This is a genomic window from Ruminococcus sp. AF17-22AC, assembly GCF_003460065.1.
In the GTDB taxonomy this organism is placed as follows: domain Bacteria; phylum Bacillota; class Clostridia; order Lachnospirales; family Lachnospiraceae; genus Blautia_A.
Window position 1 is genome coordinate 331,035 of sequence record NZ_QRXT01000002.1, and the last position, 12,484, is coordinate 343,518.

Consider the following 12,484-nt stretch of genomic DNA (forward strand, 5'->3'; position numbering starts at 1 on the left):
CATTATCGTGTGAACTGTACAGTATAGTTATCTGCATTGCCGATGTAATCCTGAATTGCCTCACTGTCATCGGAGTCTGCGCTGGAATCGAAGGTCGGATCCATAAGGCTCCAGCTGTCACCATTGAATGATACAGCATTTGTTACCCAGCCTTTGGAACGGATGTAGACATCGATCCAGGCATGTTTAATATCTCCGGTATATCCAATCTGAAGTTTGCATGGGATATCACAGCTTCGAAGCATGGCAGTAGTCAGTGCGGCATAATCAAAGCAGATGCCGGTCTTGGTAGAAAGCGTTTCGTCTACATCCGGCAGATAACCGGTTTCTACCGTCTCGGCTTTGTCATAATCGTAAGAGAGATTATTAACTACATAATTATAAATCTGCTTCAGCGCATCTATATCGCTGGTATTTTCTGAAACCATAGACAGTGCGAGTTTGCTTGCCTCGCTGTCCGGCGAAAAGTTTACATATTGATTTGGATAAAGAAACGGAAGAAATTCATTTTCCAGTTCTACCGTCAGCGTTTCGCTGTACAGCGCTGCATACTGGTCTCCCTGAATCTGCTGGTATCCGACAACCGTGTAGTCTCCGTCTCCTTCTGTAAACGGAATGACAGCATTTTCCCCGGGTTCTATAAAATAGGAATAAAGAACTCCGGTAGGAGCTGTGATCTGAAGACTGGTAACAAGATCAGCAGAATCAGACTGTGCTGCGAAATAGCCCTGTGTGATATTTGAAACATCCAGTGTCAGAGGGGAAGATCCAAGCGTATCACTGCCGGGAGCTTCCGGGACAAGGACGCGCAGCGGAGAGTAGACAGGTGGCTCTGACGAAGAACTTTTGCTGCTGGAACCACATCCGGATAAAATGCTGCAAAATATGCAGGAAATCAACAATATGGCAAAGGAACGGGCAAAAACTGATTTTTTCATAAAAAAGCCGCTCCTTTTTGAATTTTTTAATTACGGTTTTGTGAACAGTATACCAGAAAATGTAAAAAAAAAGAATGCAATCAGAAAAAATATTGACATTATTTGGGGAAATCGGTATAATAAATTCAAAGGCAAACCTGTCGAAAGGCAGGGACGCAAAGCCATGGGTCTAAGGTCGTGAGATTATGACAGCCGGTTGCCGCATTAAATTCTGATTTAGTGACGTATTCTATATGGTAGAACTGGATTGGTTTATGCGGCCGTTTAATATTTATTATTAAGCGGTCTTTTTGCATGCTAAAACGGGAAAAGCCGCATCGAATATGTCGATATCTGAGAGGTGTGATAATCATGAAAAAGAAAAGCATTAAAGAGTTCTTCAGACAGAAGAAAGTTGCAGCAGGATGCGTTGCAGCAGCTGTAATCATTGCAGCAGGTAGTTTTGGTATCAGCTGGCAGTCACAGGATGCAGTAGTATTTCCATCCTATACAGATCCGGTACTTGAGACATCACTGACAGGTGATGATACTCCACTGGCATCGAAGCCAAAGGTTACCACAAAGAGAAAGACAAGTACCAAGACAACGAGTAAAAAGGTAAGAATGCGAACCGCGTCAAGGAAATCTTATACTAAGAGACTTCCAACGAAGCAGAAATCAAGCACAAAAACAAAAAAACAGAACAAGTCTACAACAGTTAAAACTCAGACGGTTGTAAAGACCGCTACAACTGAGAAGTATACAAGAAGATCCAAACAGAAGGTTGTTACGCAGAAAGTTACAACGACAGTTACAACGACAACGACAGTGGCTGCAAGTACACAAGCTGCAACTGGGAAAGCTTCGACATCCAGTGCGTCTAAGTATACTGTTACCAACATTGCATCTGTAGCACCGAAAATGGACAACAGAGTTCTGAATGCATTCACAAAGCTGGGATTTACTGTTAAAGTTGATCCAAGTGTAAGTTATTCCGGACATTTTGATGCACGTACACGTACGATCACTATGAAACAGATGGATGATACCATTTATCACGAACTGGGACATTTCCTTGCATTCATGGCAGGAAACATGGACACGGGAAGTAAATTTGCATCTGTCTACAGCAGTGAGAAAGGTATGGTTACCGGTTATAATAAAGCATATGTGACACAGAATGCTTCAGAGTATTTTGCAGAATCTGTCAAAGATTATATGCTCAATCCGGGAAGCCTGAAAGCTCAGCGTCCGAATACATACAAAGCAATCGAGAAAGCACTTTCTATGGTTACTGAACAGCAGATCGAGCTGTATAAAGGCTTTTATTAATACAGACAATAGTGTACATACAATTTTATAACGAAGAGATTGAGGCTGCCTGTCTGACGGGCAGCCTTAGTTTTTGCATTGATTCTACTATAAAAAAGTGATATACTTATAACCTAGATTTACAGAAAACAGGCGGAGGCACGCAATTATGAAAAAATTAGAAGAGTATGTAAGAAGTATCCCGGATTTTCCTGAACCGGGAATCATTTTCAGAGATATTACCACTGTTCTGCAGGATGCGGATGGTCTGCATCTTGCAATTCAGTCTATGCAGGACTGTCTGAAAGATACAGAGGTAGATGTGATCGCAGGTACAGAGTCCAGAGGTTTTATCTTTGGTGTGCCGATTGCTTATAACCTTCATAAACCATTTGTACCAATTCGTAAGAAAGGTAAACTGCCATGCGAGACAGTTTCACAGGAATATGATCTGGAATATGGTACAGCAACGATCGAGATGCATAAAGACTCTATCAAACCAGGACAGAAAGTCGCTATTGTAGATGACCTGATTGCTACAGGCGGGACCGTAGAAGCCGCAATCAAACTGGTCGAGGAGCTTGGTGGAGAAGTTGTCAAAGTAGTATTTCTTATGGAACTTGCCGGATTAAAAGGCAGAGAAAAACTTGCCGGATACGATGTAGCTTCTGTTATCAAATACGAAGGTAAATAAGTATTTCGTGCAGGAACGGCAGCGATAAGCTGTATGAATGAAAGAATCAGATGGAAACAACGGCAGGCAGGTGGGAGAGAATGACAGAGAAGAAAGAAAATGTACAGCTCGATAAAAATATTGACCCGAAAGAGCGGGAAAAGCTGGAATCTGTAAGGAAAGCAGATGCCGCAGTAAAGACCATGCAGGATTTTACGAGCCCTGAAGTTTTGTATCAGGAGCTGATTGCCAGTGTCCGGAAATATCATCCTTCTACAGATATTTCCATGATACAAAAGGCATATGAAGTCGCAAGTGATGCGCACAAAGACCAAAAAAGAAAATCCGGGGAACCATATATCATTCACCCGCTTTGCGTGGCTATTATTCTTGCAGATCTGGAGCTGGATAAAGAGACGATTGTTGCAGGGCTTCTCCATGATGCAGTAGAAGATACATGGATGACGACAGAAGAAGTAGAGAAGGAATTCAGTGCAGAGGTAGCATTGCTGGTAGATGGTGTTACGAAACTGGGACAGTTGAGCTACTCGGCAGACAAAGTAGAGCTGCAGGCAGAAAACCTTCGTAAAATGTTCCTTGCAATGGCAAAAGATATCCGTGTCATTCTGATTAAACTTGCAGACCGGCTTCACAATATGCGTACTTTGCAGTATATGAGACCGGAAAAACAGCAGGAAAAAGCCCGTGAAACGATGGATATCTATGCGCCGATCGCAATGCGTCTCGGTATTTCCAAGATCAAAGTCGAACTGGATGATCTCTCCCTGAAATATCTGAAGCCAGATGTATACTATGATCTTGTCAATAAAGTAGCCCTGCGTAAGAGCGAGCGGCAGGAATTTGTAAATAACATTGTCAAACAGGTCAAGCAGCATATGGATGAAGCTGCAATCAAAGCTCAGGTTGATGGACGTATCAAACATTTCTTTAGTATATATAAAAAAATGGTCAACCAGGACAAGACGATCGATCAGATTTACGATCTGTTTGCAGTTCGCATTCTTGTAGATACAGTCAAAGACTGTTATGCGGCACTCGGTGTGATCCATGAGATGTATAAACCGATCCCGGGACGATTCAAGGATTACATTGCCATGCCGAAGCCAAATATGTATCAGTCTCTGCATACTACACTGATCGGTCCGAACGGACAGCCGTTTGAGATTCAGATCCGTACTTTCGAAATGCATAAGACTGCCGAGTATGGTATCGCCGCACACTGGAAATATAAGGAATCTTCTGACGGTAAGGTGCCGGTTGACAAAAGGGAAGAAGAAAAACTGAACTGGCTGCGTCAGATCCTTGAATGGCAGCGGGACATGTCAGATAACAGAGAATTTATGAGCCTTTTGAAAAATGATCTGGATCTGTTTGCAGACAGTGTGTATTGTTTTACTCCACAGGGAGATGTCAAGAATCTTCCGAATGGTTCCACACCGATTGATTTTGCTTACAGTGTACACAGCGCAGTCGGTAACCGTATGGTGGGAGCACGTGTCAACGGTAAACTGGTACCAATCGAATATCAGATCAAAAACGGTGACCGTATTGAGATCATTACTTCTCAGAATTCACAGGGACCGAGCCGTGATTGGCTGAAGCTTGTCAAGAGTACACAGGCAAAGAACAAAATCAATCAGTGGTTTAAGAAAGAATTAAAAGAAGACAATATATTGAAAGGCAAGGAGATGCTTGCCCAGTATGCCAAATCAAAAGGATATAAGATAGGAATTTATACGAAACCACAGTTTCTGGAATCTGTTATGCGCAAATACGGTTTCCGTGACTGGGATTCTGTACTTGCTGCAATAGGACATGGCGGACTGAAAGAAGGCCAGGTTTTTAATAAGCTGATCGAAGCATACGACAAAGAAAACCAGAAAAATCTGACTGACGAGCAGGTTCTGGAGGCTACCGGTGAGACACAGGAAAAGCTTCATGTCACCAAAAACAAGGGTGGCATAGTTGTAAAGGGTATCCACGATGTGGCGGTTCGTTTTTCAAAGTGCTGCAGTCCGATTCCTGGAGACGAGATCGTTGGTTTTGTGACGAGAGGACGTGGAATCACCATTCACCGTACAGACTGTGTCAATGTTCTGAATATGTCAGAGATGGATCGTGCGCGTCTGATTGAGGCGGAGTGGCAGCCGGCAGAAAATAAATCCGAGAAATATATGGCAGAGATTCAGGTATATGCAAATAACCGTACCGGACTTCTGGTAGATCTCTCCAAGATTTTTACCGAGAGAAAGATAGATATGAGAACCATCAACAGCCGTACCAGCAAGCAGGAAAAAGCAACGATCTCTATCAGTTTTGAGATTGCAAGTAAGGAAGAACTTTCTTCTCTGATCGCAAAGATCCGACAGATTGAAAGTGTGCTGGATGTAGAACGTACTACAGGCTGATCATCAGAAAGGAAAGCATATGGGAAAGCTGGTTTTACAGAAATGCATTGTCGGCAGTGTATTCACAAACTGTTATTTTCTGAAAAATAAAGAGACAGGAGAGCTGCTGATCATCGATCCGGGTGATAATGCAGAAAAAATCGAACAGAAGATTCTTGAAATGCAGGGGAAACCTGTGGCAATTCTTCTGACACATGGACATTTTGATCATATTCTGGCCGCAGAAGCTATTCGCGACAGATATCAGATTCCGATTTATGCCTGTCAGAAAGAAGAAAAAACGCTTCAGGATCCAAAAATTAATCTGACGGCATATCATATGGATAGTTATACATTGAAAGCAGATGTTTATCTTACAGATCTGCAGGCAGTCGAGCTGGCTGGATTTTCTGTACAGATGATCGAGACACCGGGACATACTGCAGGAAGCTGCTGCTATTACCTGAAAGATGAGGGCGTGCTTTTCAGCGGAGATACTGTCTTCTGTGGTTCTGTGGGAAGAACAGACTTTCCAGAGGGAAGTACGGCAGCAATTGTAGAAAGTCTGCACAGACTGCTTGATGCACTTCCGGATGATACAGAGGTATATCCGGGTCATGATGCATCTACCACAATTGGTTACGAAAAGAGGTATAATCCATTTGTTTAAGATTGGTATTCTGTTTGAAGACAGAGAATTTGAGCATGATATATATGAACTGATCAGGGCATTTTATCCGGGAAGTGAGATACATTCTTTCTATGAAAAAGAAGAGGCCTGTGACCTTTTTTTCAAAATCACAAAACAGGCTGATTCCTGTGTGATTTCCTGTGAAAATGCGGAAGCCAAAGGCGTGACAAGTGCAGAATTTATAAAGGGGCAGTCTTCGGATGCCCTTGTTTCTTGTATGGACACAGAGGGGCAGGATGAAAGCGAACAGAAAGAACGGGCGCGTGCAATCCGCAAAGAACGTAAAGATATTGTAAAAATTGCTTTATATAAACTTCTGGTGAAGCTGACGGGCAAGACTCTTCCGTGGGGAAATCTTACCGGTATCCGTCCGGCGAAACTTGCGATGGGGCTGATTGAATCCGGAATGAAAAATACAGAAGCTGCGCAGGAGTTGAGAGAACGTTACATGGTGAGCCCGCAGAAAACAGCGCTGGCAATAACCATTGCAAACAGGGAACGAGAAATCCTTAAAGATATCGATTATGAGAATGGATACAGTCTGTATGTAGGAATTCCGTTCTGCCCGAGTATCTGCCTTTATTGTTCATTCAGTTCCTATCCATTGAAACAGTGGAAGGACAGAGTATATTTATACCTGGATGCTCTCTGCAAAGAAATACATGCAGTTGCGCAGATTATGAATGAGAAAGGCAAAAAGCTGGATACGGTTTACATTGGAGGAGGTACACCTACTACACTGGAACCGGATCAGCTTAAGATCCTGCTGGATGCGCTCATTGCAAATTTTGACTGTGAGCATCTTGCAGAATTTACGATTGAGGCCGGACGTCCGGACAGCATTACACGCGAAAAACTGCAGATGATCCGTAACTATCCGATTACGAGAATTTCTGTCAATCCGCAGACAATGAATCAGGAAACTCTGGATATTATCGGACGGCGCCATACGGTGGATGAGACAAAGCAGGCATTTGCTCTTGCCAGAGAGTGCGGATTTGATAATATCAATATGGATCTGATCGTGGGACTTCCGGGAGAAGATCGTAAGATGGTAGAACACACTTTGGATGAAGTAAAGGCTCTTGCTCCGGACAGTGTTACCGTACATTCTCTTGCAGTGAAGCGTGCGGCGCGCCTGAATATTTTTAAGGACAGATATCAGGAGATGACTTTTGAAAATAATCAGGAGATCATGGATATGACCATGAGAACCGCCTGTGAAATGGACATGGGACCTTATTATCTGTACCGACAGAAAAATATGAAGGGAAATTTTGAGAATGTTGGCTATGCAAAGGTTGACAAAGCCGGGATTTACAATATACTAATTATGGAGGAAAAGCAACCGATCATCGCATTGGGTGCAGGTGGCTCTTCCAAACTTGTCTTTGATCATGGGAAACGTATCGAACGAGTGGAAAATGTCAAAGACGTTACGAATTATATCGAACGTATTGATGAAATGATCGAACGAAAGCGTAAAGGAATCAATACATGGCTGTAAATCAGGAGGTGTATACGTTGGAGACAGCACAGAGTGAGACAGTTAAGTCAACGGACCGGATTCTGGATTTTGATCTGTCTGCGGAACTGAATCATGGAGTCGTCGTAAGTAATCTGGCGTATGCAGTAGCTGTTGAGATGGGGCTGGATGAAGAATTCTGTTACCAGATGGCAATCGCAGGTATGCTTCATGATATCGGTAAGCTGAAACTTACCGGCTATATCAATGGTCAGGAAAGAGACCCGCTTCTGATCGAGGAACTGAAGTATGTGAGGATGCATTCGTCGCTGGGATATGAAGAACTGAAAGATCAGGGGTATTCGGATATTGTACTTCAAAGTATTCTTTATCATCATGAAAATTATGATGGCAGTGGTTATCCATCAAATCTTTCTGAGAACAGTATTCCGCTTGGTGCACGCATCTTAAGAGTTTGTGATGTGTATGCGGCGCTCAGTTCGGACAGACCATATCGCAAAGCGTTTGATGTAAGTACAGTTATAGAACTGATGATTGACGAAATCAAGAATTTTGACATGGAAGTATTTCTTGCATTTCAGAGAGTGGTACATAATAATGAATAACAGGAGGATAGCATGGCATTAAAGAAAAAACCGGTTACCGGTATGAAAGACATTTTACCTAAGGAGATGGAGATCCGTAATTATGTAATGAACATGATCCGTGAAACATACGGAAAGTTCGGATTCTCTGCGATTGAAACTCCATGTGTGGAGCACATTGAAAACCTCAGCAGTAAACAGGGGGGAGAAAACGAAAAATTGATTTTCAAGATCCTGAAACGTGGAGAAAAACTGAAACTGGATACTGCAGAATGTGAGGCAGATCTGGTAGATTCCGGTCTTCGCTATGATTTGACTGTACCGCTTTCCAGATATTATTCTAACAACTCCGGACAGCTTCCGGCACCATTTAAGGCACTCCAGATGGGCAATGTATGGAGAGCAGACCGTCCGCAGAGAGGTCGTTTCCGTCAGTTCATGCAGTGTGATATCGATATTCTTGGCGAGCCTACTTACCTTGCTGAGATTGAGCTTGTTATGGCAACAACTACTCTGCTTGGCAAACTGGATTTCCACAATTTTACGATCCGTATCAATGACAGAAAAATCCTGAAAGCTATGGCACAGTACAGTGGTTTCCCGGAAGATAGCTTTGATACAGTATTTATTATTCTGGACAAGATGGACAAGATCGGTCTGGAAGGTGTTGCAGAAGAACTCGAAAAAGAAGGTTTTAAGAAAGAGTGCATTGATACCTACCTTGGTATGTTCAAAGAAATTACTTCTGACATTGAAGGAGTGCGTTACTGCAAAGAAAAACTGAAAGACGTTCTGGATCCGAAAGTTGCAGAAGATCTTGAAACGATCATTACAGCAGTAGATTCTGTTAAGAATGCAGACTTCAAGATTTCTTTTGACCCGACACTGGTTCGAGGAATGTCTTATTATACAGGGCCGATTTTTGAGATTGCCATGGATGAATTCGGTGGTTCCGTAGGCGGTGGCGGACGTTATGATGAGATGATCGGTAAATTTACCGGACAGAATACTTCTGCATGTGGATTTTCCATCGGATTCGAAAGAATCGTAATGCTTCTTCTTGAAAGAGGATATGAGATTCCTGAGAGCAAAGTAAAGAAAGCATACCTGATCGAAAAGAATATGCCGTCAGACAAACTTCTTCCAATCCTGAAACAGGCGGAAGAAGAGCGCAAAAGCGGTGTACAGGTAAACATTTCTATTATGAAGAAAAATAAAAAATTCCAGAAAGAACAGATGACAGCTGAAGGTTATACAGAATTTGTGGAATTTTTCAACAGATAAAAAAAGGAGACAGAATCATGGCTGAAAGTATGAAAGGTCTGCACAGAACATGCCGATGTGCAGAAGTGACAAAGGAAATGGTCGGCAGCAAAGTGACCCTGATGGGATGGGTGCAGAAAGCCCGTAACAAAGGCGGAATCGTTTTTGTTGACCTTCGTGACCGTTCCGGTATCATGCAGTTGATCTTTGAGAATGGAAATATTGATGAAGAGGGATTCGAAAAAGCTGGAAAACTCCGCAGTGAGTTTGTCATTGCTGTAACAGGAACCGTTGAGAACCGTGGTGGTGCAGTTAACGAAAATCTTGCAACAGGTGCAATGGAACTTCGTGCAGAATCTTTACGTATTCTGGCAGAATCAGATGTTCCACCGTTCCCGATCGAAGAGAACAGCAAGACAAAGGATGAAATTCGTCTGAAATATCGTTATCTGGATCTTCGAAGACCGGATTTACAGAGAAATATCATGTTGAAGAGCAAAGTTGCCCAGCTGACACGTAAATTCTTCACAGAAGAAGGTTTCCTTGAAATCGAAACACCAATGCTTGGTAAGAGTACTCCGGAAGGTGCGAGAGATTATCTTGTTCCGTCCAGAATTCATCCGGGTTCTTTCTACGGACTTCCGCAGTCTCCTCAGCTCTACAAACAGCTTCTGATGTGCTCCGGTTATGACCGTTATATCCAGATCGCACGCTGCTTCCGTGATGAGGATCTCCGTGCAGACCGTCAGCCGGAATTTACTCAGATCGATATGGAACTTTCTTTTGTAGATGTAGATGATGTTATCGATGTAAACGAAAGATTCCTTGCATATCTTTTCAAAGAAGTTCTGGATGTAGATGTAAAACTTCCGATTCAGAGAATTACATGGCAGGAGGCTATGGATCGTTTTGGTTCCGACAAACCGGATATGCGTTTCGGTATAGAACTGCATGATGTAAGTGAAGTTGTCAGAGACTGTGACTTTGTTGTGTTTAAGAGTGCACTGGAAAATGGCGGAAGTGTTCGTGGTATCAATGCAGAAGGCCAGGGTGGCATGCCTCGTAAAAAAATTGACAAGCTGGTTGAATTTGCAAAAAGTTATGGTGCAAAAGGTCTTGCTTACATTGCAATTGCAGAAGACGGTACACGCAAATCTTCCTTTGCAAAATTCATGACAGATGAAGAAATGGATGCACTTGTTGGCGCAATGGAAGGTAAGCCGGGAGACCTGCTTCTTTTTGCAGCAGATAAGAACAAAGTGGTTTATGATGTACTTGGAGCCCTCCGTGTAGAACTTGCAAAACAGATGGATCTTCTTGATAAGAATGAATATCGGTTTGTATGGGTAACAGAATTCCCGCTTCTTGAGTGGAATGAAGAAGAAAACCGTTACACAGCGATGCATCATCCGTTCACAATGTTGATGGATGAGGATATCCCGCTGATCGAAAGTGGAGATCTTGGAAAAATCCGTGCAAAAGCATATGATATTGTACTGAATGGTAATGAGATCGGTGGAGGAAGTGTCAGAATCCATCAGAACGACATTCAGGAAAAGATGTTCGAGATGTTAGGCTTCACAAGAGAAGCTGCTTACGAACAGTTCGGATTCCTTCTGAATGCGTTTAAATATGGAGTTCCGCCTCACGCAGGACTGGCTTATGGTCTTGACCGTCTTGTTATGCTGATGGCAAAAGTTGACAGCATCCGTGACGTTATTGCTTTCCCGAAGGTAAAAGATGCATCCTGCCTGATGACGGAGTCACCAAGCAGAGTAAGTGAGCAGCAGCTTAAAGAACTCGGCCTTGAAGTAGAACCTGAAATAGAAGAATAAAAGAGTAAATATAAAGGCTGTCCCGAATAACGGGGCAGCCTTTTGAGTGATAAATTTATTAATCTTCGGATTCTTCGGCGTAAGAGTCGTCTTCAGAGGAATCTGCATCTTCTGTTTCTTCACTTACAGGGGAATTACTTAAGGTTCCGAAAATGGCATTGCCAATGGTGGTATTACTGTCGTCAAGCTTCCACGAAACTCCATCATTGGTCAGATGGAAGTCAGCTGTGGAGGTGATGTTCGCTGTGTTATTTTTAATATCGTTAAGAAGCATCTCAAGCGATTTTTGATATCGTTTTTCCGAACCGTCTATTACAGCATCCGCAGAGCTTAAATAAGCATCCTGTTCCTGACTGAACGTGTTCAGAATTGAGGTACTGTCAAACGTTGTGATGGTTGTACTGACGGTTGCAGTATATCCCTGTTCTTCGCAGTTTGTGATCTTGAAATCAAAATTCTGGTGTACCTGTTCTACGAGCGCGGAAGCAATGGAATTTTTGTCGGAATCGGAAGTGTTGAGCAAACTTTCGATGCCCAGATAATTTCCCATCTGTTCGGTATTCATGGATTTCAGGGTGTTCAGATAAATGGTTAATGTTTCTTCAGGTGAGAGCAGATTGTTATCAGAGAGATAACTTATAAGACCGCCGACAAGATCATTTTCAAGGGAATGTGATCTTTGAATTTCCCACTCATCATGATCGGTTCCGGTATTTTGGAGCGTCATGGTACAGTCTCGTGTCACCGTTTCATATTTATTTTTTTTGAGCAGATTGTCTAAGATAAGATAACGTTCCTCAAGGGAATCTGTTGTCTCCTCTGTTGCAGAGGTATCAGAGGCGGCTGCTTTTAAAATGGCAGTTTCAAGAGATGCCTGTGCATAGTCTTTGGCAAGTGTCCTGGCATCCAGTGTAGAAAGCTGCAGGGAAACGCTGGCTTCTTTTGTATCGTTGTCGACATCAACATTCCGGATTTTGTAATCAAAATCCCGGAAAAAGAGAGAAAAAACTTCTTTAATTTCTTTGGATAATTCTATCTCCTGTGTCGTGTCAGGAAAAAGTTCTTTATAGGATATGTATTTCTGGGTCGTATCAGAATCCAGATTTTTCAGCAGATTTAGTTCGTTGGTAATTACTGCCTCTACATCCGTTTTATCCACGTGGGAACAGCCTGTCAGAAATGTGACAGACATAAGGATAAAAAGGAGAAAAGGCATCAGACCTTTTGCGATCTTCATAGGTATCTTTCCTTTCAAAAATAATCCCTTATATTTTACCAGATAAACGTATAAAAGTCAAAAAACGGTAAAATTACGT

At 42.6% G+C, this 12,484-nt stretch carries 10 protein-coding genes and 1 riboswitch; of the genes, 8 read left to right on the forward strand and 2 right to left on the reverse strand.

Features of this window, described 5'->3' with window-relative positions; genetic code table 11:
* Positions 1-2: 2 nt before the first annotated feature.
* Positions 3-938, reverse strand: a complete 936-nt coding sequence (locus tag DWW86_RS04850; protein WP_083585566.1) for a transglutaminase-like domain-containing protein — start codon at positions 936-938, stop codon at positions 3-5.
* A gap of 120 nt (positions 939-1,058) precedes the next feature.
* Positions 1,059-1,142: riboswitch (cyclic di-GMP riboswitch) on the forward strand.
* A 147-nt stretch (positions 1,143-1,289) separates the two neighbouring features.
* Here DWW86_RS04850 and DWW86_RS17290 point away from each other — a divergent pair.
* The 8 genes from DWW86_RS17290 (at position 1,290) to aspS (ending at position 11,168) form a co-directional block, all read left to right on the forward strand.
* Positions 1,290-2,249: an anthrax toxin lethal factor-related metalloendopeptidase gene (locus DWW86_RS17290; RefSeq protein WP_286187639.1), complete on the forward strand. Its 960-nt coding sequence runs from the start codon at positions 1,290-1,292 to the stop codon at positions 2,247-2,249.
* A 148-nt stretch (positions 2,250-2,397) separates the two neighbouring features.
* On the forward strand, positions 2,398-2,922 hold the full coding sequence (locus tag DWW86_RS04865; protein ID WP_015541296.1) for an adenine phosphoribosyltransferase: 525 nt from the start codon (positions 2,398-2,400) through the stop codon (positions 2,920-2,922).
* Between the two features lie 80 nt (positions 2,923-3,002).
* On the forward strand, positions 3,003-5,330 hold the full coding sequence (locus tag DWW86_RS04870) for a RelA/SpoT family protein (RefSeq protein WP_072523227.1): 2,328 nt from the start codon (positions 3,003-3,005) through the stop codon (positions 5,328-5,330).
* 19 nt (positions 5,331-5,349) lie between these two features.
* Positions 5,350-5,979, forward strand: a complete 630-nt coding sequence (locus DWW86_RS04875; RefSeq protein WP_117942438.1) for an MBL fold metallo-hydrolase — start codon at positions 5,350-5,352, stop codon at positions 5,977-5,979.
* Positions 5,972-7,507: a coproporphyrinogen dehydrogenase HemZ gene (hemZ, locus tag DWW86_RS04880; protein ID WP_353652671.1), complete on the forward strand. Its 1,536-nt coding sequence runs from the start codon at positions 5,972-5,974 to the stop codon at positions 7,505-7,507. Before DWW86_RS04875 ends, hemZ begins: the two co-directional genes overlap by 8 nt.
* A gap of 17 nt (positions 7,508-7,524) precedes the next feature.
* Positions 7,525-8,091, forward strand: a complete 567-nt coding sequence (locus tag DWW86_RS04885) for an HD-GYP domain-containing protein (RefSeq protein ID WP_225876984.1) — start codon at positions 7,525-7,527, stop codon at positions 8,089-8,091.
* Between the two features lie 12 nt (positions 8,092-8,103).
* Positions 8,104-9,354, forward strand: a complete 1,251-nt coding sequence (hisS, locus tag DWW86_RS04890; protein ID WP_117942439.1) for a histidine--tRNA ligase — start codon at positions 8,104-8,106, stop codon at positions 9,352-9,354.
* A 17-nt stretch (positions 9,355-9,371) separates the two neighbouring features.
* Positions 9,372-11,168 carry an aspartate--tRNA ligase gene (gene aspS / locus DWW86_RS04895; RefSeq protein ID WP_117942440.1) on the forward strand — a complete coding sequence of 599 codons (1,797 nt, stop codon included), beginning with the start codon at positions 9,372-9,374 and terminating at the stop codon, positions 11,166-11,168.
* A 58-nt stretch (positions 11,169-11,226) separates the two neighbouring features.
* Here aspS and DWW86_RS04900 read toward each other — a convergent pair whose 3' ends face one another.
* On the reverse strand, positions 11,227-12,405 hold the full coding sequence (locus tag DWW86_RS04900; RefSeq protein ID WP_117942441.1) for a hypothetical protein: 1,179 nt from the start codon (positions 12,403-12,405) through the stop codon (positions 11,227-11,229).
* Between the last annotated feature and the right edge of the window lie 79 nt (positions 12,406-12,484).

What these genes read in the sequence shown, in the direction of transcription:
- DWW86_RS04850 (WP_083585566.1), bottom strand. Translation starts at nt 938, where the DNA reads ATGAAAAAATCAGTTTTTGCCCGTTCCTTTGCCATATTGTTGATTTCC.
- DWW86_RS17290 (WP_286187639.1), top strand. Translation starts at nt 1,290, where the DNA reads ATGAAAAAGAAAAGCATTAAAGAGTTCTTCAGACAGAAGAAAGTTGCA.
- DWW86_RS04865 (WP_015541296.1), top strand. Translation starts at nt 2,398, where the DNA reads ATGAAAAAATTAGAAGAGTATGTAAGAAGTATCCCGGATTTTCCTGAA.
- DWW86_RS04870 (WP_072523227.1), top strand. Translation starts at nt 3,003, where the DNA reads ATGACAGAGAAGAAAGAAAATGTACAGCTCGATAAAAATATTGACCCG.
- DWW86_RS04875 (WP_117942438.1), top strand. Translation starts at nt 5,350, where the DNA reads ATGGGAAAGCTGGTTTTACAGAAATGCATTGTCGGCAGTGTATTCACA.
- hisS (WP_117942439.1), top strand. Translation starts at nt 8,104, where the DNA reads ATGGCATTAAAGAAAAAACCGGTTACCGGTATGAAAGACATTTTACCT.
- aspS (WP_117942440.1), top strand. Translation starts at nt 9,372, where the DNA reads ATGGCTGAAAGTATGAAAGGTCTGCACAGAACATGCCGATGTGCAGAA.
- DWW86_RS04900 (WP_117942441.1), bottom strand. Translation starts at nt 12,405, where the DNA reads ATGAAGATCGCAAAAGGTCTGATGCCTTTTCTCCTTTTTATCCTTATG.